The organism is Terrabacter sp. AAH1 (assembly GCF_054456855.1).
On sequence record NZ_JBTJJV010000009.1, the window covers coordinates 69223 to 95785 of the forward strand.

The following is a 26563-nucleotide window of genomic DNA, read 5'->3' on the forward strand; positions in this document are numbered from 1 at the left end:
CCGTTCCTAAGAATCCGCTGTGCCTTGGCGCCGGGTGCCCGACGACACGGTCGCGCCCTGCTCTGCGGCGGCCCGGCGTGGCAGCTCCACGACGATGGTCGCGCCCCCGCCGGGGGTCTCCTGGACGCGCACGCGCCCGCCGTGCGCCGCGACGATGGCCTGCACGATGGCGAGCCCCAGCCCGTTGCCGCCGCCCTTGCCGCGGCTGCGCGACCAGTCGGCGCGGTAGAAGCGCTCGAAGACGTTCTGGCGGTCCTGCACCGGTATGCCGGCACCGTGGTCGCGGACGTGGAGCGCGACGTGGTCGACGTCGACCCGGCCGACGAGGATCTCGATCGGTGTGCCGTCGGGCGTGTGCACCCGGGCGTTGGTCACGAGGTTCGTCACGACCTGGCGCAGCTGCTGCTCGTCGGCCCGCAGCTCGGTCGGCTCGATCGGGCCGTTGATGCCGGTCGCGACGATGTGGCGTCCGGGTGCGATGGTGCGGGCGTCCTGCGCGGCGTCTGCCGCGAGCACCGCGAGGTCGACCGGCTGCAGCTCGAGCGGGCGCTCGCCGTCGAGGCGGGCCAGGGTCAGCAGGTCCTCGACGAGGCCGCTCATCCGGGTCGCCTCGGACTCGATGCGGCCCATCGCACCGGTGACGGCGTCGGCGGTGGGCAGGGCGCCCTGGCGGTAGAGCTCGGCGTAGCCGCCGACGGCTGCCAGAGGGGTGCGCAGCTCGTGCGAGGCGTCGGCGATGAAGCGGCGCATCTTGGCCTCGTTCGCCTCGCGCACGGCGAAGCTCTGCTCGATGCGGGCGAGCATGGCGTTGAGCGACCGGGAGAGCGAGGCGACCTCGTCGTCGGTGTCGGGCACGTCGATGCGCTGGGTGAGGTCGCCCACAGCGATCTTGGCGGCGGTGTCCTCGATGCGGGTGAGCGGCCGGAAGGTGCGGCGCACGAGGTACCAGCCGAGCAGGGCCGTGAGCAGCAGCGCGATCGCCCCGATGCCCGCGGCATACAGGAGGAACTGGGTGACTGTGGCGTCGAGCGGGCGCACCGGGAGCGCGACGACGACGACGGCGGTGCCCTCGTCGTTCAACCTCGCGACCGCGATCCAAGTGCCCTCACCGTCTCGCGAGCCGACGCGGAACGGCAGCTTGCTGATGACGTTCTGGTCGTCAGGCGTGACGGCCGGGATGGCGGGCGGTGCGGGCTCGAGGGTGGCCTGGCCCAGCTCGATCTGCTCTTTCGTCGAGATGACCGACGCGATGGCCGTGAAGTTCGAGGGCAGCCCCGAGCTGGTGCGCTGCAGCTCGGCGAGGTCGACGGACGCCAGGCTCGTCGCGTAGACGTCCAGCTCCTGCTCGGTCTGGTTGACGAGGTAGGCACGGAGCAGGGCGCTGACGACGATCGAGGTGACGGCGAGCGCCACGGCGATGAGCCCGAGGGTGACGCCGAGCAGGCGCCAGCGCAGCGACACTGCGCCGAGCCGACGCGACAGGGACCGCCGGCCGGTCGCGGGCGAGGAGGCCGTCCGTGACGTCACGTCGGGCCCGGGTCAGGCGGTGGTGGGCTCTGGGGGCACTCGCAGAACGTAACCCACGCCGCGCTTGGTGTGGATGAGTGACGGCCCGTCGGCGTCGATCTTGCGGCGCAGGTAGGAGATGTACGACTCGACGATGCCGGACTCGCCGCGGAAGTCGTAGTCCCACACGTGGTCGAGGATCTGCAGCTTCGACAGCACCCGGTTCGGGTTGAGCAGCAGGTAGCGCAGCAGCTTGAACTCGGTGGGGGACAGGTCGATGACCCGGCCGGCGCGCCGCACCTCGTGGGAGTCCTCGTTGAGCTCGAGGTCGTGGAACTTGAGGGTCGCGCCGTCGTCGACCTGGCCGCGCGTGCGGCGCAGCACCGCGCGGATGCGGGCGATGACCTCCTCGAGGCTGAACGGCTTGGTGACGTAGTCGTCGCCGCCCACGGTGAGGCCCTGGATCTTGTCGCCGGTGGCGTCGCGTGCCGTGACGAAGACGATGGGCTGCTGGCGGCCGCGGTCGCGCAGCCGGCGGGTCACCTCGAAGCCGTCGACGTCGGGGAGCATGACGTCGAGGACGACGAGGTCGGGCTCGGACTCCGCGGCGATGGCGAGGGCGGTGGTGCCGTCGCCGGCGGTCTCGACCTCGAAGCCGGCGAAGCGCAGCGAGGTCGCGAGCAGCTCACGGATGTTCGGCTCGTCCTCGACGACGAGCAGGCGCGCCTCGGGCGCGGGTGCGGTCTGGGTGTCCACGGTCCCAGTGTCAGGGTGTTTGCTGGGAGTTCGCTGGGAGAGTTGCGCAGGCCGATCACCCGTCCGCGGGGTGGGAGATCGCGGTGGCCTAGCGTGGGCGCCGATGACAGTCCTGCTGCTGGCACCGCTGCTCGGCCTCCTCGTCGGGCTCGTGATGGGCGCACTCGGCGGGGGCGGCGCCGTCGTCGCGGTGCCGGTGCTCGTCTACCTGCTCCACCAGCCGGTGCGTGAGGCGACGACGATCTCGCTCGTCGTCGTCCTCTTCGGCGCCGTGGTCGGGCTGGTCGGCCTGCGCGGCAGCGGCCGGGTCGACTGGAGGACCGGCCTCGTCTTCGGCGGCCTCGGCCTGGGCGGATCGGTGCTCGGGTCGCGGGCGTCGGTGCTGGTCGACCCGCGCGTGCTCCTGGCCGGCTTCGCCGTGCTGCTCGCCGTCGTCGGGGTGCTCACCTGGCTGCACGCGCGGCGACCGGAGGCGTCCGCGGAGGGCGCCGGTGAGGTCTCACTGACCCAGCTCGTGCCGACGGCCTTCGGCGTGGGCGCCCTGACCGGGTTCTTCGGCGTGGGCGGCGGTTTCGTCGCCGTGCCCGCTCTCACCCTCGTCATGCGGCTGCCCGTCGTCGTCGCCACGTCGACGAGCCTCGTCGTCATCGCGGTCAACGCGACGGCCGCGCTGGCGACCCGGGTCCTCGGCGGCGGCGTCGGCGACGTGCCGTGGGACCTCGTCGTCACGTTCGCGCTCGGCACCGGCCTCGGCACCTGGCTCGGCAGCCGGGTGTCCGGGCGTGCCGCCGGGCCGGTGCTGCTGCGTGCCTTCGCGGTCTTCCTCGCCGTGCTCGCCGTCGTCGTCGGCGCCGAGGCGCTACGCGCCTGACAGCCTCCCGGGTCCCGGCGGGCTCAGAGGTCGTCCGCGTCGACGATCCGGTACGCGTACCCCTGCTCCGCGAGGAAGCGCTGGCGATGCGCGGCGAAGTCGGCGTCGACGGTGTCGCGGCTCACGATCGTGTAGAAGTGCGCGGTGCGTCCGTCGCCCTTGGGGCGCAGCACCCGTCCGAGACGCTGCGCCTCCTCCTGCCGCGAGCCGAAGGTGCCGCTGATCTGGATCGCGACGCTCGCCTCGGGCAGGTCGATCGAGAAGTTCGCGACCTTGCTGACGACGAGCGTGCTGATCTCGCCGGTGCGGAACGCGTCGTAGAGCCGCTGGCGCTCCTTGACGGAGGTCTCGCCGGTGATGACGTCGGCGCCGAGCCGCTCGGCCACCTCGTGCAGCTGGTCGAGGTACTGCCCGATCACCAGCGTCGGCTCGCCGACGTGCTTGGCGGCGAGCTTCTCGATGACCCCGAGCTTCGCGTCGGTGCACGACGCGAGGCGGTAGCGCTCGTCGGGCTCGCTGACGGCGTACGCCATCCGCTGGCCCTCGGGGAGGGTCACCCGCACCTCGACGCAGTCCGCGGGAGCGATGTAGCCCTGCGCCTCGATGTCCTTCCACGGCGCGTCGAAGCGCTTCGGGCCGATGAGGCTGAAGACGTCGGCCTCGCGCCCGTCCTCGCGCACGAGCGTGGCCGTGAGCCCGAGCCGGCGGCGCGCCTGCAGGTCGGCCGTCATGCGGAAGATCGGCGCGGGCAGCAGGTGCACCTCGTCGTAGACCACCAGGCCCCAGTCGCGCGCGTCGAGCAGGTCGAGGTGGGCGTACGCGCCCTTCCGCTTCGTCGTCAGCACCTGGTAGGTCGCGATGGTGACGGGGCGGATCTCCTTGCGGGCTCCGGAGTACTCGCCGATCTCGTCCTCCGTCAGGGTGGTGCGGCGCAGCAGCTCGTCCTTCCACTGCCGGGCGCTGACCGTGTTGGTGACGAGGATGAGGGTCGTCGCCTTCGCGGCGGCCATCGCGCCCGCACCCACGAGCGTCTTGCCGGCGCCGCAGGGGAGCACGACGACGCCCGAGCCGCCGTGCCAGAAGCCGTCGACGGCATGCTGCTGGTAGGGCCGCAGGTGCCACCCGTCCTGCTGGAGGTCGATGGGGTGCGCCTCGCCGTCGACGTAGCCGGCGAGGTCCTCGGCCGGCCAGCCCACCTTGAGCAGCTCCTGCTTGAGAGTGCCGCGCTCGCTCGGGTGCACGGTGACGGCGAGGTCGTCGATGCGCTCGCCGGTGAGCGGCTTGATCTTCTTGTGCCGCAGCACCTCCTCGAGCACCGGGCGGTCGGTCGTGCGCAGCACGAGCCGCGTGCCCTCCTCGGAGTCCGCGAAGCCCTCCTTCTCGAGGGTGAGGCGCCCGTATCGGTCCATCGTGTCGGCCACGTCGACGAGCAGGGCGTGCGGGACGGCATACCTGCTGAAGGTCATGAGGGCGTCGACGACCTGCTCGGCGTCGTGCCCGGCGGCGCGGGCGTTCCACAGGCCGAGCGGGGTGATGCGGTAGGTGTGCACGTGCTCAGGAGCGCGCTCGAGCTCGGCGAACGGCGCGATGGCGCGACGGGCCTCCTCGGCGCGCGGGTGCTCGACCTCGAGGAGGAGGGTCTTGTCGCTCTGGACGATCAGGGGTCCGTCATTCATCGTCAGGCTCAACCCAGCTCTCGGTTCGATGTATTCCGCGGTGACCGGTGACCCCCGAACACATCGAACGGGGGTCGAGGGGCGCCGGATGCCGTGGTGACAGTATGGGCGAATGCGATCCCCCCAGGTCGAGGCGGCGACGGGGCTGCCGACGAAGGTGACGATCTACGAGGTCGGTCCGCGCGACGGCCTCCAGAACGAGAAGACCGTCGTGCCGGCCGCGACGAAGGTCGAGTTCATCCGGCGGCTCGAGGCGGCCGGGCTCGGCACCATCGAGACGACCTCGTTCGTGCCGGCGAAGTGGGTGCCGCAGATGGGCGACGCCGAGGAGGTGCTCGGGGCGCTCGGCGAAGACGGCCGCGGCCGCCGCCGGCCCGCTCTCGTGCCGAACGAGCGCGGCCTCGACCGCGCCGAGGAGCTCGGCCTCACGGCCATCGCGATCTTCGGCTCCGCCACCGAGACCTTCGCGCAGAAGAACCTCAACCGGTCCGTCGCCGAGCAGTACGCGATGTTCGAGCCGGTCGTCAAGCGCGCACTCGCCGACGACATGTGGGTGCGCGCCTACGTCTCGATGTGCTTCGGGGACCCGTGGGAGGGACCGGTGCCGGTCGAGCAGGTCGTCGACACCGCAGAGCGGCTCATGGACCTCGGCTGCCACGAGCTGAGCCTCGGCGACACCATCGGCGTCGGCACCACCGGTCACGTGCACCGGCTGCTCGAGGCGCTCGACGCCCGGGGCATCGGCACCGACCGGGTCGCGGTGCACTTCCACGACACCTACGGCCAGGCCCTCGCCAACACCATGGCCGCGCTGCGCGACGGCGTCTCGGTCGTCGACGCGGCAGCCGGGGGCCTGGGCGGCTGCCCGTACGCGAAGTCGGCCACCGGCAACCTCGCCACCGAGGACCTCGTCTGGGCGCTGCACGGCGCCGGCGTCGAGACCGGCGTCGACCTCGACGCCCTCGTCGAGACATCGGTGTGGATGGCCGGTCAGCTCGGTCGGCCGTCACCGAGCAACGTCGTGCGGGCGCTCGCCGGCGCCTGAGCCCGAGCGAGTCACCCGCTCAGCGGGGTGGCTGGTCCTTCACGAGGTGGAGCAGCCAGTCACGGTCGGTGCGGATCAGGGCGTAGCGACGCGCCCCCGAGCCGCCGTGGAGCACGAAGACGATGCGGTGGTCGTCGCGTGACTCCTCCTCCCACCAGCCCGTCTCGGCGACCGTCTTGTGCTCGTCGGCGTAGGTGAGGTGGTCGAGGTCGTGGTCGTCGACCGCAACGGCCAGCCGGTCGTGCCGGCTCGACGTGGGCAGGCCCTTGGGCACCGCCCACGAGCGCAGCACGCCGCCCTCCTCGAGCCGCAGGTCGAAGTGCGGCCGCGGCTTCCGGTGGTCGTGGAGCACGTATGCCGGCCGGTGACCTCCGCCTGTTCCCTTGCCTGCCAAGGCGGCTCAGCTCTCGAGCGTCGCGCCGACGATGCGGTGCACCGAGAAGGACTTCTCGTGGCCGGACTCGTCCGTGGCGCGCACCCGGCCGCCCTCCACCCGCTGCGGGTGGATCAGGTGGCGGCTCGTCGCGCCGTGCCCGTCGGAGTAGCCGATCCACACGCCGTGCCGGTCGGCGACCGCGTCGCGCAGCAGCGAGAGCGTGACGACCGGGTCCATCGCCTGGATGCGGGGACCGGGCCGCGACTCGTCCTCGGCCCGTCTCTGGTCCGCGGTGGCCTCGGCGGCCCGCAGCCCGTCGACGAGGGTCTGCGTGTAGGCGCGATCGACGGGAGAGACCGCGGGGCCCGGGCCCCGGCGGCGTGCGCCGGCGCGGCGCCGCGGTGCCTCGGCGTGCACGACCGTGCCGTCCTGGCCCTCGTGCACCGGCGCGAAACCGCTGTCGCGGAGCAGGTCGACGAGCACCCGCGGGTCGGCCGACGACACGAGCACCGTCGGCGCGAGGCGCCGCAGCCGCAAGGGCGCGAGCTCGCGCGAGGCCAGCATCGTGTCGAGCACCGACTCGTCGTCCGAGCGGACGTATGCCGCCGCGCCGCCGATGCGGGTCTGCCCGTGCCGTCGTGCGACGTCCGACACGAGGTACTCGAGGGGCTGGGGCAGCGGCGTGCGGCTCGAGCGGCGCACGGTCTCGATGAAGTCGGCGGCCGTCCAGCCCGCGTCGAGTGCGCGCCGCACGGACTCTGGGGTGAAGCGGTAGACGGTCGCGCCGCCGCGCGACTCGACGTCGGCGGCGAGCCGCATGAACGACCCGAGGCCACCCACGAGCGGACCGGGTGCGACGGCGGTGAGGTCGGCCTGGACGAGGATGTGGTCGACGGGCGACGGCAGGTGCGGTGACATCGCGGCCGCCGCGCGGTCGAGCAGGGACGGGGCGTCGGGCTCGGTGTCGGCCCCGGCCGGCGCCGCCCCCGTGCCCGGGACGGGTGCCGGGACGAGGACGCGTCCGGCCTGCGAGAGCGCACCGCGACCCGTGACCCCCAGCCACTCGGCCTCGCGGAGCACGGCGTCGACGGCCTCGTCGAGCACCCCGGCGGACCGGTTCGGGCGCCGCCAGGCGAGGCGCTCGCGAAGCGAGTCCGGTGCTGGTGCACGGCCGAGCTCGAGCGAGGCGAGCTCGCGCAGCACCTCGCGGCGGATGCCGCGGATGGCGGGCCACTGCACGTCGGGGCCGAGCGCGTTGACCGGTCCGGTGCCCGTGCTGCGCCGCCCCACGAGGTGCGGCGCGCGCGTCGACGCGAGCCACGCCAGGGCGAGCGTGGCCCACCGGTGGCCGGCCTCGCTCGAGCTCCAGTCGTCGATCTCCGACGTGGGAGCCCACACCGGCACGACCTCGCCGTCGTCGGCGACGAGCCCGGCGGCATACGCGAGCTCGACGACGAAGGCCGTGTGCTCGGGGTCGAGGTCGAGCGCCGTCTGGGCCAGGCGGAGGTCGCGGACCGACAGCCCGCCAGCCCGCAGCACCCGTGGGGGCTCGGCACCCCACGCGGCCGTGAGCTCGTCGAGGTGGGTGAGGCACTCGCTCGCAGCCCCGCCGGCCGCCGCGTCGACGAGCGAGACCGTGCGCGCCTCGACCACCGGTGGGGTGAGCTCCGGGGCGCGGTGCAGCCGGCCGTCGCGCAGCACGAGACCGACCTCGCGCGGCAGGGCGACCCGGTCGGCGGAGACGGGCACGAGCAGGTGGTGCTCAAGCAGCCAGCGGGCGGTGGTGCGGCCGGGGGTCGCGGTGGGCAGCACCCCGAACGCCGGGCCCCACGTCATGCGCTCGAGCATCGCCCGGGCGTCGTCGGGTGCCTCGGCGATGACGGCCGCGACGTGCTCCGGGGACGAGTGCTCGGCCGGCGCCGACGGGCGCAGCTCGCGCATCGGCGCCCCCAGGCCGGCGACGGACGTGCCGAGCACCTCGGGCACCGTGCGCACCACGTGGTGGCCGTCGGCGCCGCGCCAGACGAGCGCCGACCTCCAGAGGTCCTCCACGAGCGAGTCGACCGTCGACTCGTCGTCGGAGCCCAGCAGGCGCAGCAGGTCGGCGCGGTCGGCGGCGTCACCTGCCACGACCAGGGCCTCGAGCACCTGCAGGTGCCCTCGGTCGAGGGCCTCGACGGCTCGCTGGATGCTCGCGCGCGTGCCGGCCCGCGCCGCGAGCGAGGTGAGGTCGGCCGGTGCGGGGCGCGCGAGATCGGGGCGCGCGAGCACGAGGTCGATGAGCTGGGCGTCGCTGCGACCGCGGATGTCGTCGGCGAGGCTGCGGCTCGGGGTGGCCATCCTCCCAACCTAGTGCCCGTTTCGTCGGGCCTCCGCGGCACCGACCCGGGTCGGCCGCTAGCGTTGGGCGCATGAGCGCGCTCTCGCCCGCGTCCGCCGCCGGTGCCGCATCGGCCCAGCCCACCGGGCAGCAGTGGACCATCGGGCACGGTCCGTTCGAGGCGACCGTCGTCGAGGTCGGGGGCGGGCTGCGCACGATGACCCGTGACGGTGTCGACGTCGTGGCCGGGTACGCCGCCGACGAGGCCTGCGCGTCGGGCCGCGGCCAGCAGCTGATGCCCTGGCCGAACCGGATCCGCGACGGCAAGTACACCTTCGGGGGCACCGAGCACCAGCTCTCCATCACCGAGGTGCCGCGCGGCAACGCGAGCCACGGCCTCGTGCGCTGGGCGCTCTGGGAGCTCGTCGAGATCGAGGACGACATGGTCACCGTCGGCTACCGGCTGCACCCGCAGCCGGGCTGGGACCACTTCCTCGACCTGCGCACCACGTACCTGCTCGACGACTCCGGCCTCGTCGTCACGACGGCGGCGCGCAACGTCGGCCCGTCGCCCGCGCCCTTCGGCTACGGCGCCCACCCCTACCTGGCGATCGGCGAGACCCTCCTGCCCGAGGTCGAGCTGACGATCCCGGCCCGCAGCTGGGTGCAGGTCGACGACCGGCTGCTGCCGAGCGCGACCCTCCCGGTCGAGGGGCAGCCGCTCGACTTCCTCCGCCCGCACGCGGTCGGTGACGTGCGCCTCGACACCGCCTACACCGACGTGGTGCGCGACGACGACGGCATGTGGCGGTGCACGGTGGCCGCCGCCGACCGCGCCGCCACCCTGTGGGCCGACGCGGCCTTCCCCTGGCTGCAGGTCTTCACGGCCATCGCCGAGGACCGCAAGGGCGAGGTCGGCATCGCCGTCGAGCCGATGAGCTGCCCCGCCGACGCCTTCAACTCCGGCGCCGGGCTCGTCGTGCTCGAGCCCGGCGAGGAGTGGACCGGCACGTGGGGCATCAGCCCCGCCTGACGGCAGACGGAAGTCCGGCTTGCCCGGAGCCGTTAGGCTTGAAGCGAGCGCAAGGAGCGCCATCGAGTCGTGCCGTCATCCGCGCGACCGACGACATGCAACGAGGTGGACTGTGCCGACTGGCAAGGTCAGGTTCTACAACGCCGACAAGGGCTTCGGGTTCATCACCGACGAGTCCGGTGCCGACGTCTTCCTGCACGCGAACGCCCTACCGGCGGGCGTCACGGTCAAGCCTGGCGTCCGGGTCGAGTTCGGCGTCGTCGACGGCCGCAAGGGTCCGCAGGCGCTCTCCGTGAAGGTGCTCGACCCGGTGCAGTCCGTCGTCGCCAACAAGACGGCGCAGACCCGCAAGACGCCCGAGGAGCTCGTCGTCATCATCGAGGACGTCGTCCAGCTGCTCGACGGCGCGAGCGCCGGCTACCGCGCCGGCCGTCGCCCCGAGCGCAAGCTGGCCTCGAACCTCGCGCGCGCCCTCCGCGGGCTCGCGGACGAGCTGGAGAAGTGACCCCATGACCGTGACCGCCACCGCCTCGACGAAGAAGGACGCCGTGCTGCTCGCGGCGGCCGACCTGGCCCGTGCCGCCCTCGAGGAGGTCGCCGAACCGGGCACCGTCGGCGCCCACCTCGGCATGGACCTGCTCGAGGAGCGCCTCGGCATGCACTGGTTCGAGTGCACGTCGCCGGGCTACCGCGGGTGGCGGTGGGGCGTCAGCGTCGCGCGCGTGCCGCGCGGCAAGGTCGCGACGGTCTGCGAGACGAACCTGCTGCCCGGTCCCGAGGCGGTGCTCGCCCCCGAGTGGCTCCCGTATGCCGACCGGCTGGCTCCCGGCGACCTCGGCGCGGGCGACGTGCTGCCCTTCCGGCCCGACGACCCGAACCTCGAGGCCGGCTTCGAGGCGACCGGCGACGAGGACGTCGACCAGATGGCCTTCTTCGAGCTCGGTCTCGGCCGGCCCCGCGTGCTGTCCGCCGAGGGCCGCGAGGCCGCGGCCACGCGGTGGTACGCCGGCGACAACGGCCCGACGTCCGAGGTCGCGGCCAAGGCCACCGAGCGCTGCACGACCTGCGGCTACTTCCTGCCGATGGCCGGTGCGCTGCGCGCCACGTTCGGCGTGTGCGCCAACGAGTGGAGCCCGTCCGACGGCCGGGTCGTCTCGCTCGACCACGGCTGCGGCGCGCACTCCGAGACCGACGTCGAGCACCCGGAGCCGACGTCGGTCGGCGACCCGATCGTCGACGAGTTCGCCGTCGACCTCGAGCCTGCCGAGGCGGCCGAGCCGGCCCAGACCTCGGACGAGCAGCCCGCCGACAAGGCACAGAGCGACGAGGCCCAGAGCGACGCCGAGCCGGCCGCCGAGGCGGTCCAGGTCGACGAGCCGGGCCAGCACGGCTCCGACGACCCGGTCACCGACTGACCGGGCGGGCCCAGCGGAACCGGTCGCGGCAGCTCAGGCGGCGTCGCGCGCGTTGCCGCGCCCCCGGCGTACGTAGGCCCAGCCGATGCCGCCGAGCGCGAAGCCGGCGACGCACGCCCACGGCCACCAGTCGCGGTCTCCCTCGTGCAGGGCGGGCACGACGAGCGTCACGACGAGGGCGACGACCCACGCGGCCAGTCCGACCTCGATGATGCGCAGCATCGGCACGTGCAGGGGCTCGATCTGCTCGGGTGCTGCCGAGGGGGCCGGGGACGGGTCGGTCACGCCCGCCAGCCTACGGTCTGGCAACGCAGCCGAAACACGGCACCACTAAGGTGTGCGGCATGTCAGCCGATACCACCACTCGTCCGGACACGGCATCCGGGCTCGACCGCTTCTTCAAGATCACCGAGCGCGGCTCCACCGTGGCGCGCGAGGTGCGGGGCGGCATCGTCACCTTCTTCACGATGGTCTACATCGTCGTGCTCAACCCGATCATCCTCTCGGGTGTCGTCGACGGCTCCGGGCACATGATCGGCGGCGTCGACAACCTCGTCGAGAGCAAGCTGCTCGTCGCGGTGGGCACCGCGGTCGTGGCCGGCGTCATGTCGATCGCTATGGGGCTCTTCGCGAACTTCCCGATCGCGCTCGCGGCCGGCCTCGGCATAAACGGCCTCATCACCGGAATGGTGATCACCCACGCGTCGCAGAAGATCACGTACGCCGACCTCATGGGCCTCGTGGTCATCGAGGGCGTCATCATCCTCGTGCTCGTGCTGACCGGCTTCCGCAAGGCCGTCTTCAAGGCGATCCCGCCGCCGCTCAAGGTCGCCATCTCGGTCGGCATCGGCCTGTTCATCGCGTTCATCGGCGTCATCGACGCGGGCTTCGCGCGCCGGCCCACGACCCCCGGGTCGGTGCCGAGCGAGCTCGGTATCGGCGGCAGCCTCACCGGCTGGCCGACGCTCGTCTTCGTCGTGGGCGTCTTCCTCATCGCGATCCTGCTCATCCGCAAGGTCAAGGGCGCGATCCTCATCGGCATCGTCTCGGCGACGGCGCTGGCCATGGTGCTCGAGGCGATCTTCAAGCTCGGTCCGCGCGTCTACGACGACAAGGGTGCGCTCACCAACCCCGACACGTGGGTGCTCACGGTGCCCGCGCTGCCGAGCTCGATCACGAACACGCCCGACCTCGGCATCCTCGGGCAGTTCAGCCTGCTCGGCTCGTTCGAGAAGCTCGGCATCATCACGGCCTCGCTCTTCGTCTTCTCGCTGCTGCTCGCCGACTTCTTCGACACGATGGGCACGGTCGTGGCCATCGGCACCGAGGCAGAGCTGCTCGACGACGAGGGCAACCCGCCGCACACCGACCGGATCCTCGTCGTCGACTCGGTCGCGGCGATCGCGGGTGGCGCGGGTGGCGTCAGCAGCAACACCTCGTACATCGAGTCGGCGTCCGGCGTCGAGGAGGGTGCGCGCACCGGCCTCGCGTCGATCGTCACCGGGGTGCTCTTCCTGCTCGCGACGTTCCTCGCGCCGCTCTTCGCCGTCGTGCCGTCGGAGGCCGCGGCCCCGGCGCTCGTCATCGTCGGCTTCCTGATGATGACCCAGGTGACGAACATCGACTGGCACGACATGGAGGTCGCCCTGCCGGCGTTCCTCACGATCGTGCTCATGCCGTTCACCTACAACATCACGGTGGGCATCGGCGCCGGCTTCATCGCGTGGGTGCTGGTCAAGATCGCGAAGGGGCACGCCCGCCGCATCCACACGCTGCTGTGGGTGGTCTCGGGTCTCTTCGTGCTCTACTTCGCGAAGACCCCGCTCGAGGCGCTCTTCACCTGAGTCGTCCTGCCACTGCTCGACCCGAGCACGTATGCCGTGAAGGCCCCCTCCCGCTCGGGAGGGGGCCTTCGTGCGTCTCACGCCCCCACAACCCTGGACACGCGGGAATGGTTAGCCGAGGTAATGAGTTAGGCTAAGCACCACCAGACAGCACTTCCGAGGACCCGCCCCTTGCGTACCAAGACTCCGATCACCCACCTCTCCAGGGCCGAGCTCGTCTCGCTCTCCAACGACATCCGACTGGCCTGCATGCGCATCTCGCGCCGGGTCCGGTTCGAGTCCGACCGCGAGCTGCCGCCGCACCAGTTCTCGGTGCTCGCGCGCCTCGAGGACACCCCTCGCACCAACAGCGAGCTCGCCGAGATCGAGCAGGTGTCGGCCCCGAGCATGAAGCGCACCACGAGCGCGCTCGTCGAGGCCGGCTACGTCGCGCGCGCCGACGACCCCACCGACGGGCGGCAGGTGATCCTGTCGCTGACCGGCGAGGGCCGCAAGGCGCTGCGCCGCATCCGCCGCCACCGCGACGAGTGGCTGCTCGCGCGCTTCGAGACGCTCACCGACGAAGAGAGGGAGCTGCTCCAGCAAGCCGCGGCCGTCCTCGCGAAGGTGGCCACGAAGTGAGCCCCACCTTCCACTCGCTGTCCATCCCCAACTACCGGGTGTACGCCTCGGGCGCGATCGTCTCCAACGTCGGCACCTGGATGGGCCGGGTCGCCCAGGACTGGCTCGTGCTCACGGTCCTCACCGACCACTCGGCCACGGCGCTGGGTGTCGTCACCGGCCTGCAGTTCCTGCCGTTCCTGCTCCTCGCGCCCTTCGCCGGGATGATCGTCGACCGCTTCCCGAAGCGGCGCGTCCTTTTCCTGACCCAGACCGCGCTGCTCGTCACGGCGCTGCTCCTCGCGGTGCTGACGGCGACCGGAGTCGTCGAGCTCTGGCACGTCTACGCCCTCGCGTTCCTGCAGGGCGTCGCGACGGCGGTCGACAACCCGGCGCGCCAGACGTTCGTGTCCGAGATGGTCGACACCGAGCACCTGCCCAACGCGGTGGCCCTCAACAGCGCCTCGTTCAACCTGGGCCGGCTCATCGGTCCGGCCGCTGCGGGCCTGGTCATCGCAGGGTTCGGCATCGCGCCGGCGCTCTACGCCAACGCCGCGACCTTCGTCTTCGTGCTCGTCGCGCTGCTGCGGCTCGACACGAAGCTGCTCACCCCGTCGCCGAGGGCACGGGGCAAGGGCCAGATCCGTGCGGGGCTGCGCTACGTCAAGGGGCGCCCCGACCTCGTGCTCATCATGGCGCTGGTCTTCGTGCTGGGCACCTTCGGGATGAACTTCCAGGTCACCATGGCGCTGATGGCCACCAAGGTCTTCGACAAGGGGCCGGGGGAGTACGGCCTGCTCGGGTCGATCATGGCGGTCGGCTCGCTCACCGCCGCGCTGCTCTCCGCCCGTCGGGCCCGCCCCCGCCTGCGTGTCCTGCTCGCCGCTCTGGTCGGCTTCACCATCTCGACCGCGCTGCTGTCGACGGCCGCCAACTACGTCCTGTTCGCGGTCTTCCTCGTGCCGACCGGCCTGTCGGCCCTCACCGCCCTGACCACGGCCAACGCCATGGTGCAGGTGAGCGTCGACCCGGTGATGCGCGGTCGCGTCATGGCGCTCTACATGGCGATCTTCATGGGTGGCACGCCCTTCGGTGCGCCGATGATCGGCTGGATCGGCGACGCCTGGGGCCCGCGCTGGACCATCGCGATCGGCACCATCGCCGTCGGCCTCAGCCTGGTGGCGGTGGCCCTGTGGTTCGCGCGTCGGCAGAATGTCGCGGTGACCATCCAGACCCAGCGGCACCCCCGCCTGCGCATCCAGCTCGCCTCGGCGGTGCCGACGTCCCCCGAGGTGACGAAGTGAACTTCAAGTTCCGCCACCGCGCCACGCTCGCGGCGCTCGTCCTCTTCATCGCGATCGCGGTCGTCGCCGCCTTCGTCAAGCGCTGACCACCGCGGCCGGACGCATCGACCGCGTACGTCCCCGCGCGTCTCCACGCCGACGCCACAGGAGCGGCCGCCCGTCATGGGCGACCGCTCCTGCCTCGTGGCGCGAACCCGGCCGGGGGTGGGGGAGTCAGCCGAGCAGGCCACCGGAGGGGCAGGTGACGACCTTGTTGTCGAGCACGCACACGAGCGTGCCGTTGGTGCCCTTGAGCGGGTCGAGCACCCGGACGAGGTCCTTGGGATCGCCGGGCAGCAGTGGCAGGTGGGGCAGCGCCAGCAGCCGCACGATCTCGGCGGGCAGCGTCGCGCTGGGCAGCTTCACCGTCGGCTTGGGCACGGTCACCGAGGGCAGCGGCACACCGGGCACCGTCGGCAGGGGGAGCGGCACACCGGGCGCCGGCTTGTTGGGCGCGGGTGCCGGCTTGGGCGCCGGCGTCGGGGCCGGCTTGGGCGCCGGCTTCGTCGACGACGGCTTGCCCGACGGTGACGGCTTCGCCGAGGCGCTCGGTGTGGGGCGGGCGCTCGGCGAAGCCGTCGAACGGGGAGCCGGCGAACCGGCATACGCGAAGCCCGAGCCCTCGGGGGTGGCCGACCCGGTGCCGGAGGCGGGGCGGGCGGCGGGCAGGGCGTTCATGGGCACGACGGTGACGCCGCGGCGGTAGGCGTCGGCGATCGACAGCACCGTGCGGACGTACGAGTCGGAGTGGTTGTAGCGCATCACGGCCTGGTAGGCGGCGCCGGGCGTGCGCAGGTCGGTGCCGCCGGAGCACAGCAGCACCCCGGCGCCGGTGACGGCATCGGTGAGGCTCTGCGGGTTGGCGACCCCGTCGCCGTCACCGTCGCGGCCGGCCATCTGCCACGACGTGGGGATGAACTGCATGGGGCCGACGGCGCGGTCGAAGGTCGTGTCGCGGTCGAGGGCGCCGCCGTCGGTGTCGGTGATGCGGGCGGTGCCGCGCGAGCCGTCGAGCGGGATGCCGATGATGCCGGGGCGGGCGATGCCGCTCGCGTCGAGCACGTTGCCGCCGAAGCGGGCGTGGTTGCTCTCGACGCGGCCGATGGCGCCGAGCAGCGCCCAGTCGATGCCACAGCCGGGCTTGATGCCGCTGAGCACGCCGGCGGCGCGCTGGTAGGCGGCGACGGCCACGGACGGGATGCCGTTCGCGTCGAGCCGCACGGGGGCGAAGGAGCCGATCGCGGTGATCGCGGCGCGGGCCTCGGAGGGCACGTCGACGCGGGCGTAGTCCTGGGTGAAGGTCTGGTAGATCGGGGGCAGCTGCATCGGCGCGGGGGCGGGGCCCGCCTGCGGGTACGTCGGGCTGCCCTGGGTGATGGCCGTGTCGGGCACGGTGATCGACGTGGGCGCAGTGGTCTGGTCGGAGCCGCGGGTGGCGGCGAAGGCGATGCCGGCCGTGGCCAGGGCGATGACCGGCACGGCGGCAGCGACCCTGCGCGCGGTGGTGCCGGCGCGGACGATGCGGACCATGGTGACTCCTCGTTGACTGCCGCCCCCATTGGCGGTCTGGGCTGGTCAACGAGCCATACCCGCGAAAGTCACGCGAGGTGAGCAAGCCGCCTGTCGCCGGCGACCGTCGAGAAAGCGATCCGTCCCCCGGGGCTCGAAGACGGGCTTCGCGCGAGGGGGGACGGATCGCTGTGTCGATCGGGTGGGGCTCCTTGGTCAGCCGAGGCGGGCCACCACGTGGTCGATGGCTCTCGTCAGCTGCGTGACGTCCTCGGGGTCGACGGCCGGGAACATCGCGACGCGCAGCTGGTTGCGGCCGAGCTTGCGGTAGGGCTCGACGTCGACGATGCCGTTGGCCCGCAGCGTGCTGGCCACTGTCGCTGCGTCGATCGCGTCGTCCAGGTCGACCGTGCCGACGACGTGCGAGCGGGCGGCGGGATCGGCGACGTACGGCGTCGTGTAGTCGGTCTCCTCGGCCCACGTGTAGAGGCGTGTGGACGAGTCCTTGGTGCGGCCGGTCGTGAAGGCGAGCCCGCCGTTGCCGTTCATCCAGTCGAGCTGGCTCTTCATCAGCGCGAGCGTCGAGAGGGCCGGGGTGTTGTACGTCTGGTTCTTCAGCGAGTTGTCGATCGCCGTCGGCAGGCTGAAGAAGTCGGGCACCCAGCGGCCGCTCGCGGCGATCTCGTCCACCCGGGCGAGCGCCGCCGGGGAGAAGGCGGCGAACCACAGGCCGCCGTCGGAGGCGAAGCACTTCTGCGGGGCGAAGTAGTAGACGTCGGCCTGCGTGATGTCGACGGGCAGGCCGCCGGCGCCCGACGTCGCGTCGATGAGCACGATCGCGTCCTCGTCGGCGCCCTCGACCCGCTCGACCGGGGCCATGACGCCGGTGGAGGTCTCGTTGTGGGGCCACGCGTAGACGTCGACGCCGGCCTCGGCGTGCGGGGCGGCGAGGGTGCCGGGGTCGGCCTTGACGATCGTCGGCTCGCCGAGGAAGGGCGCGGCCGTCGTCACGGCCCCGAACTTGCTGGAGAACTCACCGAACGCGAGGTGCTGGGCGCGGTCGCGGACGAGGCCGAAGGCGGCGATGTCCCAGAACGCCGTGGAGCCGCCGTTGCCGAGCACGATCTCGTAGCCGTCGGGCAGCGAGAAGAGGTCGCGCAGACCCTGGCGCACCTCGCCTACCAGGTTCTTGACCGGTGCCTGGCGGTGCGAGGTGCCGAGGACCGTGCGTCCGAGGGAGGTGAGGTAGTCGACCTGCTCGGGGCGGACCTTGCTGGGTCCGGAGCCGAACCGTCCGTCTGCCGGCAGCAGCTCGGCCGGGATGGTGATGGGCTGGGTCACGGCTGGTGCTTCGGTCACGAGTCCCTATTCAACCCCACCTGCCCACTTCGTGGACACCGTCTCTCGCTGCGTGGACGCGCGTACGGTGTCGTTCGAGTGCACCCGCGCGCCGACGGTGCGGGCTCGCGCCACAGGTGGTCGGTGCACCAGCCACCTCTGGCGCAGGCGTCCACCGCTGACGTGGGCACGCACCGTTGTCCACAGGGTGTCTGCGGGCGCGGGCGTCGACGGGCCACGATGGGCCGGTGGATCTCGAGCAGCTCGCCCGTGGCGACGTCGTCAGCACCGCCCAGCTGGGCGCCGCTGGCCATCCCGACAAGGCGATCGCTGCCGCCGTGCGTGCGGGCGCGCTCGTCCCGCTACTCCGAGGTTGGTATGCCGTCCGGCCGGCACGCGACGCCCGTGACCTCCACTGGCTGCGCACGGTCGCGGCTCGGCGACGCTTCGGGGGCCGCGCCCTCATCAGCCACCAGTCGCTGCTCGTCGCGCAGGGCCTTCCCGACTACCGCCTCGACCTCGCGACGGTGCACCTCACCCGCCGGGGTCCGGGCCAGACCCGCAACAGCCCTGGCGTGAAGGTCCACCGGCCGTTTCGCGACCTGCCGCCCGAGCTCGTCCTGACCTCCCCCGGTCGGGTGCCGACGGCGATCGGGGTCGTCCAGGCCGGACTCGAAGGAGTGCCGTTCAGTGCGCTCGTCGCTGCCGACGCGGCGCTCCACCGCGAGCTGGTGACACCTGCCGAGCTGGAGGCAGCGTGCCTCCTGCACGCCCGCTGTCGGGGCATCGGCCCGGTGCGCTCGATCCTGCGCGAGGCCGATGCCCGCATCGAGTCGCCGGGCGAGAGCGTCATCGGGCACCGCCTGCGAGCGCTCGGCCACTCCCTCGAGCCTCAGTTCGAGGTCGACACCGACGTCGGCACGAGGTACGCCGACTTCCGTGTCAGGGGCGCCCGTGTCCTCGTGGAGTTCGACGGCGCCCGGAAGTACGACGACGGCAGGTCGCCGACCGGGAGGAGCAGCGCTTCGTTCCTCGAGAAGCGGCGCGAGGACGCGATGCGCCGCAAGGGCTGGTTCTTCGCCCGCTTCGTGTGGAGCGAGCTCGACGACCTCCAGCTGATCCGCGCACGCGTCGACCAGGCGATCCGCGACTCGCAACGGTGGGCCGCCTGAGCCGGACCCTCACGACTGGCCGCTCGCTCCAGAGGTGGACGCTCACTCCAGGTGTGGGCGGTGCACCAACCACTCCTGGCGGAAGAGCGCATCCCTGCCGGGAAAGCGCACCTGCGCTGGGACGAGGGGGCTCGCGCTCAGTGGGCGATGTCGGCCGTCCACCCCGCGACGTCCTCGGGCTTGCGCGGACCCTCGCCGATGTAGCGCGACGACGGCCGGATGAGGCGCCCCGTCTGCTTCTGCTCGAGGATGTGCGCCGACCACCCGGCGGTGCGCGCGCAGGTGAACATCGGCGTGAACATCGACGCCGGCACCTGTGCGAAGTCGAGAATGACGGCGGCCCAGAACTCGACGTTGGTGGCGAGCACCCGGTCGGGTCGGCGGGCGTGCAGCTCGTCGAGCGCGGCCTTCTCGAGGGCGGCGGCGGCCTCGTAGCGCGGGGCGCCGAGGCGCTCGCAGGCGGCCCGGAGCACACGCGCGCGAGGGTCCTCGGCGCGGTAGACGCGGTGGCCGAAGCCCATCAGGCGCTCGCCCTTGTCGAGGACTCCCTTGACGTAGGCGGTGGCATCGCCCTGCTGCTCGACGCCGTCGAGCATGTGCAGCACGCGAGAGGGCGCCCCGCCGTGGAGGGGTCCGCTCATCGCGCCGACGGCGCCCGAGAGCGCGGCCGCGACGTCGGCACCGGTCGAGGTGATGACGCGGGCAGTGAACGTCGAGGCGTTCATGCCGTGCTCGGCGGCGGAGACCCAGTACGCGTCGACGGCCTCGACGTGCTTGGGGTCGGGCTCGCCGCGCCACCGGATCATGAAGCGCTCGGTGATGGTGGAGGCCTTGTCGACCTCGCGCTGCGGCACCATCGGCTTGTCGAGGCCGCGGGCCGACTGACCGACGAACGACAGGGCCATGACGGCGGCCCGGGCGAGGTTGTCGCGCACCTCCTCGGCGTCGATGTCGAGGGTCGGCTTGAAACCCCACACCGGCGCGAGCATCGCGAGGGCCGACTGGACGTCGACGCGTACGTCGCCGGTGTGCAGGGGGAGCGGGTAGGGCTCGGCGGGAGGGAGGCCGGGGTCGAACTCGTTGTCGACGAGCAGCCCCCAGACGTGGCCGAAGTCGACGTGGCCGACGAGGTCGTTGATGTCGACGCCGCGGTAGCGCAGCGCCCCACCCTCCTTGTCCGGCTCGGCGATCGTCGACTCGAAGGCGATGACGCCCTCGAGTCCTGGCTTGAAGTCGGGGTCGGGCGTGCTGTCTGCCATGTGCGTCCTTGCTGTGCAGGCGGTACCACCGCGGTGTGGAGGCCAGCAGCTGTCGACCATCGGGCTGGGAGTGGGTCGTGGCTGCGAGACTCACCGTATGCCGTCAGCCGCCGACCAGACCGTGTTTCGTGACGCCGTGTTCGCCACGCGAGACCCCCACCAGGACGCCGTCCGCTTCGAGGGCACCGACTTCACGGGCGCGCACGCCGAGGGCGCGTCGTTCCTCGAGTGCTCGCTCGTGGGCGCGACCCTCGACGGGGCCCACCTCGCCGGTTCGCGCTGGTCGGAGTGCGAGTGGCGGCGCGTCCAGGGGGTCGGGGTGACGCTCGTCGAGGCGAGCCTGGTGGAGACGACGATCGAGGGCTGTCGGCTCGCGGCCGTCTCGGCATGGGGCTCGACGTGGCGCGACGTCACGGTGGTCGGCGGCAAGGTCGACTTCCTCAACCTGCGCGGCGCGCGGCTCAAGGACGTCGCCTTCGTCGACTGCGTCGTCGTCGAGCTCGACCTGCAGGAGGCCGTGGTCGACGGGCTGACGTTCGAGGGCTGCACCCTCCAGCAGCCGTCGTTCGGCCGCGGCACGTATGCCGGACTCGACCTCTCGGGGGCGACGCTGAGGTCGCCGGTGGGGCTGGCCGGTCTCAAGGGGGCGACGTTGAGCCGGCCGCAGGTCATCGATCTCGCCGACGCCCTCGCTGCCGAGCTCGGGATCGTCGTCACCGACTGAGGCCCGCACTGCCCGAACGGGAGAAGGTCAGTTGATCTGGTTGGGCTTGCCGCGACGCAGGGCGGTGGCGGCGGCGTCCTTCGCGCGCGCGGTGGGCCTGACCTTGTCCTGGGGCCGGATGCGCTTGGTGAGGTCGGCGCGCTCGACGAGGGTCGCGAGCAGCAGGTCGGTCGCGGGGTGGACCGCGACGGGCTCGTCGCCGCTGAAGACGACCCAGTGCGCGGCGTCGCCCTTGTAGACCTTCAGGATGCTGCCGTCGGTGAGCGACCGCGCGTGGTCCATCGCCTGGCGGCGGGCCCGCTCGCTCGAGATGGCCTTGTTGGCGGCCTCCTTCGCAGGCTCGCGAAGCGCCTGGCTGGCCACCCAGATCTGCGGGCCGTACTTGATCCCGAGCTTCACGGTCTGCGTGACGAGCTTTCCCTTGCCTGCCATCGTGTGACTCCTCACCCGCCCCGGCCGCGCCGGGGCTTTCGCTGGGACCGCACGCGCCGTGGGCCTGACGCTCGTGCGGGCCTTCGTGCCGCCAACCCTAGTCTGGGCTCATGGACACCCACCCCGTGGCGTCGGCCGACGAGCCGGATCGCAAGCCCACGAGCGTCGCCCACGCCGTGCGCCGCCTCGACTACACCGGTGACGGGCTCGTCGAGACCGACGTGGCCGAGTCGCCCTACCTCCAGGCCCGCGCGTGGGTCGACGCGGCCCTGGCTGCCGCCGAGGAGCGCGCGGACGTGCCGGAGCCGTCGGCGCTGTCGGTGGCGACGGTCGACGCGTCCGGGGCCCCCGACGTGCGTACCGTGCTCATGCGCTTCTTCGACGAGCGCGGACCCGGCTTCGTCACCAACCTCGGCTCGACGAAGAGCCAGCAGCTGCAAGGCGACCCGCGGGTCGCTGCCAGCCTGACGTGGCCCTCCCTCTACCGGGCGATCCGGTTCCGTGGCACGGCCGAGCCGCTCGACCGCGACGAGGTCGAGCGGTACTTCGAGTCGCGCCCCTACGGCTCGCGGCTCTCGGCGTGGGCCTCGGACCAGTCCCGCCCCGCCGCCGACCGGGCCGAGCTCGAGCGCCGTTGGCAGGAGGTGCTGGAGCGGTTCCCCGACACCGGCAGCGACGACGACGTGCCGGTGCCCGACTTCTGGGGCGGCTGGCGCATCGTCTGCGACGAGGTGGAGTTCTGGGCGGGCCGGAGCAACCGCCTGCACGACCGCATCGTCTTCCGACGCACCGGCGCCGGGGACCTCGCGGACCCGGCGGCGTGGACGCGCGTGCGCCTGCAGCCCTGACCCCCACCTCACGTACCGGAAGAAGCGGGGGTGGAACGGACACGGAACAGGGCAGCCCGACGAGTCGGACTGCCCTGCTTCATCCCTGGGTGTGGGTGGGGACGCGGCTATCGCGTGGCCACCTCACACGTTCCGGAAGAAATCACTTCTCGGATCACCTCCCTTCGGTTCGACTCCTCGAACCTACGTCGGGATGAATCGGGCGGCAAGACCTTTTACACGGGGTCGGTGGGCAGCTCGTCGTCACTCGCCGTCGCCTCAGGCGACGAGCCGGTGCCGGCCCCGGACGTGCCGTCGCGACGCCCGCCGTCCCCCGGTCCGGGGTGCCCCTCACCCGGCGACGTGCGGTCGGCGCGCCCTGCCCGGGTGATCCGGCCGAAGCCGACGACCATGGCGACGACGGCCACGACGACCAGCGCGACCACGAGCATGGGCCCCCACGCGTCCTCGGGGGGCGCTGCCGCGTCGAACGGGACGACCAGCGTCACGTGCCGACCTCGGGCTCGGGCGCCACGGCGACCGCGGCCGTCTCGGGGGTCGGGCCGAGCGACCCCGTGCCACCCGGCGACAGGACGGGAACCGGTCGCGGGCCCGGCGCACCCGGCTCGGCATCGGCCGGTGGGGTAGTCGGCAGCGCTGACAGGCTGCGTGCCCCGACGAGCATCGCCAGCAGCACCGGCAGCTCGAGGTACGCGTGGTAGCTCGCCAGGGCGGCATAGAGCGCCTTGCCCTGCGCGAAGTCGATGCCGAAGAGCACGGCGAACACCGCCGCCGCGAGGAACCCCACGGCCCACAGCCGGGGGCCGGTCACCCATGGGACCCGCGCCTCGAAGGACGCCGAGGCGTCGGGTGCGACGCGCGGCATGAGGGCGACCCACACGACGTAGTGCATCGTCTGCATGAAGGCGAAGACGGTGAGGAAGCGCGTCCCGAGCAGGGTCGCTGCGGCGCCGGGCGGCGCGCTCGCGGCGAGCACCGTCTGGCCGTCGCCGACGACGCTGCGCACGATGCCGGGGTCGGTCGTGAGCGTGCCGTCGAGGAGCCCGAGCAGGACGACGGCGGGGATGGCGACCACCCAGAGCAGCTGCGCGGCGCGGAAGGCGTGACGGCCGCGCGGCGAGGCGATGCGGCGCGACCACTCCCAGAGGAAGAAGAGCGGCACGACGTTGTGCAGGTGCGTGAGCACGACGAAGTGGTACGCCGGGAAGGTCGAGGACACCACCGCCGCGGCGGCGACGACCGCCCAGGCGACGCGGCGGCGGCGACCCTCGAGGCCGTAGCGCGCGGCCACGGCGATGACTGCGTAGCCGAGGAGGATCTCGGCCAGCTGCGCCGGCCGACCCACGACGCCGGCGAGCAGGCGGCAGACGACGATCGCCGTGACGAGGGCAACGAGCAGGTCGAGGAACGGGCGCCCGAACAGGCCCGAGAAGCGGCCGGCCACGTAGCGGATCTCGAGCAGGTTGTGCAGGATGCCGAAGAGGATCAGGCCGATGACGGCCGTCGCGACCGGTGCCCCGAGCGCCAGCGCCAGCGCTGCGGCGACGGCCCCGAGCACGAGGAGCGTCACGGTGCGCCAACCCTGCGTCCCCGGTGCCGCGTCGGTCGCGCGGGTCACGCTGGTCACGCCGTGACCGCCCGCGCGTGGGTGGCGTTCGCCCTGACCGTCGTGGTCGAGACGCCCGTGCTGGTCGCGTTCGCGCGCCTGGCTGGGTGGTCGTCCTGGCGCCGCGCCGTCGCCGCGGCCGTCGGGGTCAACGTGCTGACGCAGCCGCTCCTGTATGCCGTCTCGACCCGGTTCACCTCGCCGCTGCAGCTCGTCGCCGCCGAGGTCGTCGTGGTCGTCGTGGAGGCCGCGGTGCTCGTGTGGTGGTGGCGGGTGCGGGGCCGGGAGGGCGTCACGACGCTGGCACTCGCGGTCGTCGCCGCCAACGCCCTGTCCACCGCCGCGGGACTGCTGGTCCCCTGACTCCCGGTCACGCGCCAATCGTTCCGTCGCCCGGACGAGCGGGCCACCCGAGTAACCCGATCGTTAGGGTCCTGTGGCGTGACCGAGATTCGGGGCCGCGGCGGCGAGGGTGCCGGCGGGCGGAAGCGGGAGCGCGAGGGCGAGGGCGAGCCGGTCGTCAGCCTCCGCGCGATCGCGCTGTCGGCGTACGGCCCCACCCTGCTCGGCTCGACCGGGGCCGGCGCGGTCTCGCCGATCGTGGCGGTGTCGGCCCGCGAGCTCGGCGCCTCGATCGGCGTCGCGGCCCTGCTCGTCGCGATGCTGGGCGTCGGGCAGCTGCTCGGCGACCTGCCGTCCGGGGCCCTCGCCGCCCGCATCGGGGAACGCCGGGCCCTGCTGGCCGCGGCGGTCGTCGAGGCCGTCGGCATGCTGGTCTCGGCGCTCGCGGGCGGGCTGGTCATGCTCTTCGCAGGGGTGGTCGTCATCGGCCTCGCCGGGTCGCTCTTCGGGCTCGCCCGGCAGGCCTACCTCACCGAGGCAGTGCCGGTCGCGATGCGCGCCCGGGCGCTCTCGACGCTGGGAGGCGTCCACCGCATCGGCTACTTCGTCGGCCCGTTCCTCGGCTCCGTCGTGATCTCGCGCTGGGGCATCGAGTCCGCGTACGCCGTCGGCGGGGTCGCGAGCCTCGCGGCCTTCGTGCTCGTGCTCGTGGCGCCGGACATCACCGGGTCGGCGCACCGGGTGGCCACGGCCGGCGTCCCGCGGAGCGTCATGTCGGTGCTGGCCCAGCACCGCCACGTGCTGCTGACGCTCGGCACGGGGGCGATGTGTGTGGCCGGTGCGCGGGCCATCCGCGAGGCGCTCGTGCCGCTGTGGGCCGAGTCGGTCGGCTTCTCACCGGCGCAGACCTCGCTCGTCTTCGGCGTCGCCGGCGCCATCGACATGGCGCTCTTCTACCCGTCCGGCTGGCTCATGGACCGCTACGGCCGGGTCGCGGCGGCCGTGCCGAGCATGCTCGTGCTCGGGCTGGGGATGGCCCTGCTGCCGCTCGCCACGAGCCTCGTCGCGGTGACCGCCGCCGCCACGGTGCTCGGGGTCGGCAACGGGCTCGGGGCGGGCCTCATCATGACGTTGGGCGCGGACGCGTCCCCGGCCGACGGGCGGGCGCAGTTCCTCGGGGGCTGGCGACTCTGCGCCGACCTGGGAAGGGCTGCGGGGCCCCTGGCGTTGTCAGGGCTGAGCGCCGTCATGTCACTCGGCGCCTCGGCCGTCGTGCTCGGCGTGGGCGCGGTGGTCGGCGCGGGATGGCTGCGCATCTGGGTGCCCCGGCACGACCCCACCAGGGCCTCCAGGGCAGGGGCGGGGACGGGCGCCGCGACGGGTGGTCACTGACCGTCCGAGAACTCTGAGAGGGTATGACCGTGACGGACCTGATCGACACCACCGAGATGTACCTCCGGACGATCTACGAGCTCGAGGAAGAGGGCATCGTGCCCCTGCGCGCTCGTATCGCCGAGCGTCTCGGCCACTCGGGCCCGACGGTGTCGCAGACCGTGGCCCGGATGGAGCGTGACGGGCTCGTCGCCGTCTCCGGTGACCGTCACCTCGAGCTGTCCGACCACGGCCGCCTGCTCGCGACCCGCGTCATGCGCAAGCACCGCCTGGCCGAGCGCCTCCTCGTCGACGTCATTGGCCTCGAGTGGGAGTACGCACACGACGAGGCGTGCCGCTGGGAGCACGTCATGTCCGAGAAGGTCGAGCGCAAGATCCTCGGCCTCATCGGCGGTGGCCTCGAGTCGCCCTACGGCAACCCCATCCCCGGCCTCGACGAGCTCGGCATGCACCAGGACGAGGACTTCCTCACCGGCCTCATCCCGCTCACGACAGCCGTGCGCGACAGCGCCGCGAGCGTGACGATCCGCCGCATCGGCGAGCCGGTCCAGGTCGACCCCGAGGCCCTCGGCCTGCTGACGAGCGCCGGCGTCGTGCCCGGAGCGCGCGTCGACGTCACGCGCGACGGGTCCCGGGTCGTCGTCGTCCGCGACGGCGGCGAGCCCTCGACGGGCGTCTCCCTGCCCGACGACGTCGCCGTCCACGTCTACTGCCAGACGGCCTGACCCCCCGCCTCGCCCGCCTCGCCTCGAGGCGTCACCACGCGGCCTGACCACCGGCCTACGTCAAGGTCTGCCCCGATCGGCCGGGGCGTTTTGGCACACCCTGCCACGGGTTGTCCGCGTCGTGTCCGAGTCGCGGGACGCTTCCGAAATTGGTGCTGACCCGGAGGTGACAACTCGGGGCGGGTTGGGTAGTTTGGCCGCACTTGCTCTCCCCGTCGAGCAGGTGCCCCGGGTCGGACCGCCTAGTCCTGCCATCGACCTGTGGCCAGTGACGAACCGCATGGCAGGAGCGGGGGAACCACTTTCTCCGGGCGTCGAGAGACGTCCTTGGGGTGAAGCCCTCCGTGGACCGCAACGGTCCGAGTGAAGGCCGGGCGAGTACCTCCAGCCCGAACCCGACAGCTCACCTCGTAGGCGTCGAGAGGTCAAAC

The 26563-nt window shown here is 72.7% G+C and carries 26 protein-coding genes and 1 riboswitch; of the genes, 14 read left to right on the forward strand and 12 right to left on the reverse strand.

The window, feature by feature from the left end; genetic code table 11:
* Window positions 1-6: 6 nt before the first annotated feature.
* Together ACXR8F_RS14480 and ACXR8F_RS14485 are read right to left on the reverse strand one after the other, a co-directional pair.
* A complete protein-coding gene (locus tag ACXR8F_RS14480; protein WP_458801462.1) occupies window positions 7-1461 on the reverse strand; it encodes a sensor histidine kinase in 1455 nt (484 codons plus the stop codon).
* 78 nt (window positions 1462-1539) lie between these two features.
* Entirely contained in the window at window positions 1540-2262 is a 723-nt protein-coding gene (locus ACXR8F_RS14485) for a response regulator transcription factor (RefSeq protein WP_458801464.1), read from the reverse strand.
* Window positions 2263-2365: 103 nt separating this feature from the next.
* Between ACXR8F_RS14485 and ACXR8F_RS14490 the strand changes: the two genes are divergently transcribed.
* Entirely contained in the window at window positions 2366-3133 is a 768-nt protein-coding gene (locus tag ACXR8F_RS14490) for a sulfite exporter TauE/SafE family protein (protein ID WP_458801466.1), read from the forward strand.
* A 23-nt stretch (window positions 3134-3156) separates the two neighbouring features.
* Here ACXR8F_RS14490 and ACXR8F_RS14495 read toward each other — a convergent pair whose 3' ends face one another.
* Window positions 3157-4809, reverse strand: coding sequence for a DNA repair helicase XPB (locus ACXR8F_RS14495; RefSeq protein WP_045186923.1), 1653 nt, complete (start codon window positions 4807-4809; stop codon window positions 3157-3159).
* A 112-nt stretch (window positions 4810-4921) separates the two neighbouring features.
* Here ACXR8F_RS14495 and ACXR8F_RS14500 point away from each other — a divergent pair, with 112 nt between their 5' ends.
* Complete coding sequence (locus ACXR8F_RS14500) at window positions 4922-5854, forward strand: hydroxymethylglutaryl-CoA lyase (protein WP_045186921.1); 933 nt, start codon at window positions 4922-4924, stop codon at window positions 5852-5854.
* A 19-nt stretch (window positions 5855-5873) separates the two neighbouring features.
* Here the strand turns inward: ACXR8F_RS14500 and ACXR8F_RS14505 are convergent, their stop codons facing one another.
* Together ACXR8F_RS14505 and ACXR8F_RS14510 are read right to left on the reverse strand one after the other, a co-directional pair.
* Window positions 5874-6248: a DNA polymerase ligase N-terminal domain-containing protein gene (locus ACXR8F_RS14505; protein ID WP_045186918.1), complete on the reverse strand. Its 375-nt coding sequence runs from the start codon at window positions 6246-6248 to the stop codon at window positions 5874-5876.
* Between the two features lie 6 nt (window positions 6249-6254).
* The gene (locus ACXR8F_RS14510) at window positions 6255-8570 is read right to left on the reverse strand and encodes a helicase-associated domain-containing protein (protein WP_458801467.1); all 2316 of its coding nucleotides are present in this window, start codon (window positions 8568-8570) and stop codon (window positions 6255-6257) included.
* A gap of 71 nt (window positions 8571-8641) precedes the next feature.
* Between ACXR8F_RS14510 and ACXR8F_RS14515 the strand changes: the two genes are divergently transcribed.
* The 3 genes from ACXR8F_RS14515 to ACXR8F_RS14525 all read left to right on the forward strand — a co-directional run bounded on the left by ACXR8F_RS14515 (window position 8642) and on the right by ACXR8F_RS14525 (window position 10998).
* The gene (locus ACXR8F_RS14515; RefSeq protein WP_458801469.1) at window positions 8642-9583 is read left to right on the forward strand and encodes an aldose 1-epimerase family protein; all 942 of its coding nucleotides are present in this window, start codon (window positions 8642-8644) and stop codon (window positions 9581-9583) included.
* Window positions 9584-9695: 112 nt separating this feature from the next.
* Window positions 9696-10088, forward strand: coding sequence for a cold-shock protein (locus tag ACXR8F_RS14520; protein WP_045186909.1), 393 nt, complete (start codon window positions 9696-9698; stop codon window positions 10086-10088).
* A 4-nt stretch (window positions 10089-10092) separates the two neighbouring features.
* The gene (locus tag ACXR8F_RS14525; RefSeq protein ID WP_458801471.1) at window positions 10093-10998 is read left to right on the forward strand and encodes a DUF3027 domain-containing protein; all 906 of its coding nucleotides are present in this window, start codon (window positions 10093-10095) and stop codon (window positions 10996-10998) included.
* A gap of 33 nt (window positions 10999-11031) precedes the next feature.
* Here the strand turns inward: ACXR8F_RS14525 and ACXR8F_RS14530 are convergent, their stop codons facing one another.
* On the reverse strand, window positions 11032-11283 hold the full coding sequence (locus ACXR8F_RS14530) for a DUF2530 domain-containing protein (protein ID WP_458801473.1): 252 nt from the start codon (window positions 11281-11283) through the stop codon (window positions 11032-11034).
* A gap of 59 nt (window positions 11284-11342) precedes the next feature.
* On the opposite strand from ACXR8F_RS14530, the gene ACXR8F_RS14535 reads away from it, so the two are divergent.
* The 3 genes from ACXR8F_RS14535 to ACXR8F_RS14545 all read left to right on the forward strand — a co-directional run bounded on the left by ACXR8F_RS14535 (window position 11343) and on the right by ACXR8F_RS14545 (window position 14746).
* A complete protein-coding gene (locus ACXR8F_RS14535; protein ID WP_458801475.1) occupies window positions 11343-12842 on the forward strand; it encodes an NCS2 family permease in 1500 nt (499 codons plus the stop codon).
* 171 nt (window positions 12843-13013) lie between these two features.
* Window positions 13014-13463 carry a MarR family winged helix-turn-helix transcriptional regulator gene (locus tag ACXR8F_RS14540; RefSeq protein WP_045186900.1) on the forward strand — a complete coding sequence of 150 codons (450 nt, stop codon included), beginning with the start codon at window positions 13014-13016 and terminating at the stop codon, window positions 13461-13463.
* Window positions 13460-14746: an MFS transporter gene (locus ACXR8F_RS14545; protein ID WP_045186898.1), complete on the forward strand. Its 1287-nt coding sequence runs from the start codon at window positions 13460-13462 to the stop codon at window positions 14744-14746. Before ACXR8F_RS14540 ends, ACXR8F_RS14545 begins: the two co-directional genes overlap by 4 nt.
* Before the next feature lie 213 nt (window positions 14747-14959).
* On the opposite strand, the gene ACXR8F_RS14550 is transcribed toward ACXR8F_RS14545, so the two are convergent.
* A complete protein-coding gene (locus tag ACXR8F_RS14550) occupies window positions 14960-16315 on the reverse strand; it encodes a lytic transglycosylase domain-containing protein (RefSeq protein WP_458801477.1) in 1356 nt (451 codons plus the stop codon).
* A 195-nt stretch (window positions 16316-16510) separates the two neighbouring features.
* Complete coding sequence (serC, locus tag ACXR8F_RS14555) at window positions 16511-17635, reverse strand: phosphoserine transaminase (RefSeq protein ID WP_458801617.1); 1125 nt, start codon at window positions 17633-17635, stop codon at window positions 16511-16513.
* 245 nt (window positions 17636-17880) lie between these two features.
* On the opposite strand from serC, the gene ACXR8F_RS14560 reads away from it, so the two are divergent.
* Window positions 17881-18804: a hypothetical protein gene (locus ACXR8F_RS14560; protein WP_045186895.1), complete on the forward strand. Its 924-nt coding sequence runs from the start codon at window positions 17881-17883 to the stop codon at window positions 18802-18804.
* A 137-nt stretch (window positions 18805-18941) separates the two neighbouring features.
* Here the strand turns inward: ACXR8F_RS14560 and ACXR8F_RS14565 are convergent, their stop codons facing one another.
* Complete coding sequence (locus ACXR8F_RS14565) at window positions 18942-20063, reverse strand: citrate synthase 2 (protein WP_045186892.1); 1122 nt, start codon at window positions 20061-20063, stop codon at window positions 18942-18944.
* Window positions 20064-20160: 97 nt separating this feature from the next.
* Here ACXR8F_RS14565 and ACXR8F_RS14570 point away from each other — a divergent pair, with 97 nt between their 5' ends.
* Window positions 20161-20787 (forward strand): pentapeptide repeat-containing protein, encoded by a 627-nt coding sequence (locus ACXR8F_RS14570; RefSeq protein ID WP_458801480.1) that lies wholly within the window; start codon window positions 20161-20163, stop codon window positions 20785-20787.
* Between the two features lie 27 nt (window positions 20788-20814).
* On the opposite strand, the gene ACXR8F_RS14575 is transcribed toward ACXR8F_RS14570, so the two are convergent.
* Window positions 20815-21219: a hypothetical protein gene (locus ACXR8F_RS14575; RefSeq protein WP_045186888.1), complete on the reverse strand. Its 405-nt coding sequence runs from the start codon at window positions 21217-21219 to the stop codon at window positions 20815-20817.
* Window positions 21220-21329: 110 nt separating this feature from the next.
* Between ACXR8F_RS14575 and pdxH the strand changes: the two genes are divergently transcribed.
* Window positions 21330-22067, forward strand: a complete 738-nt coding sequence (pdxH, locus tag ACXR8F_RS14580; RefSeq protein WP_458801482.1) for a pyridoxamine 5'-phosphate oxidase — start codon at window positions 21330-21332, stop codon at window positions 22065-22067.
* Window positions 22068-22282: 215 nt separating this feature from the next.
* Here the strand turns inward: pdxH and ACXR8F_RS14585 are convergent, their stop codons facing one another.
* Together ACXR8F_RS14585 and ACXR8F_RS14590 are read right to left on the reverse strand one after the other, a co-directional pair.
* Window positions 22283-22555 carry a hypothetical protein gene (locus tag ACXR8F_RS14585; protein WP_458801484.1) on the reverse strand — a complete coding sequence of 91 codons (273 nt, stop codon included), beginning with the start codon at window positions 22553-22555 and terminating at the stop codon, window positions 22283-22285.
* A complete protein-coding gene (locus tag ACXR8F_RS14590; RefSeq protein WP_458801486.1) occupies window positions 22552-23694 on the reverse strand; it encodes a hypothetical protein in 1143 nt (380 codons plus the stop codon). Before ACXR8F_RS14590 ends, ACXR8F_RS14585 begins: the two co-directional genes overlap by 4 nt.
* A gap of 3 nt (window positions 23695-23697) precedes the next feature.
* On the opposite strand from ACXR8F_RS14590, the gene ACXR8F_RS14595 reads away from it, so the two are divergent.
* The 3 genes from ACXR8F_RS14595 (at window position 23698) to ACXR8F_RS14605 (ending at window position 26132) form a co-directional block, all read left to right on the forward strand.
* On the forward strand, window positions 23698-24036 hold the full coding sequence (locus tag ACXR8F_RS14595; protein ID WP_458801488.1) for a hypothetical protein: 339 nt from the start codon (window positions 23698-23700) through the stop codon (window positions 24034-24036).
* 78 nt (window positions 24037-24114) lie between these two features.
* Window positions 24115-25407, forward strand: coding sequence for an MFS transporter (locus tag ACXR8F_RS14600; RefSeq protein ID WP_458801490.1), 1293 nt, complete (start codon window positions 24115-24117; stop codon window positions 25405-25407).
* Window positions 25408-25436: 29 nt separating this feature from the next.
* Window positions 25437-26132, forward strand: coding sequence for a metal-dependent transcriptional regulator (locus tag ACXR8F_RS14605; protein WP_045187296.1), 696 nt, complete (start codon window positions 25437-25439; stop codon window positions 26130-26132).
* 259 nt (window positions 26133-26391) lie between these two features.
* Window positions 26392-26561, forward strand: a riboswitch (cyclic di-AMP (ydaO/yuaA leader).
* Window positions 26562-26563: the final 2 nt, after the last annotated feature.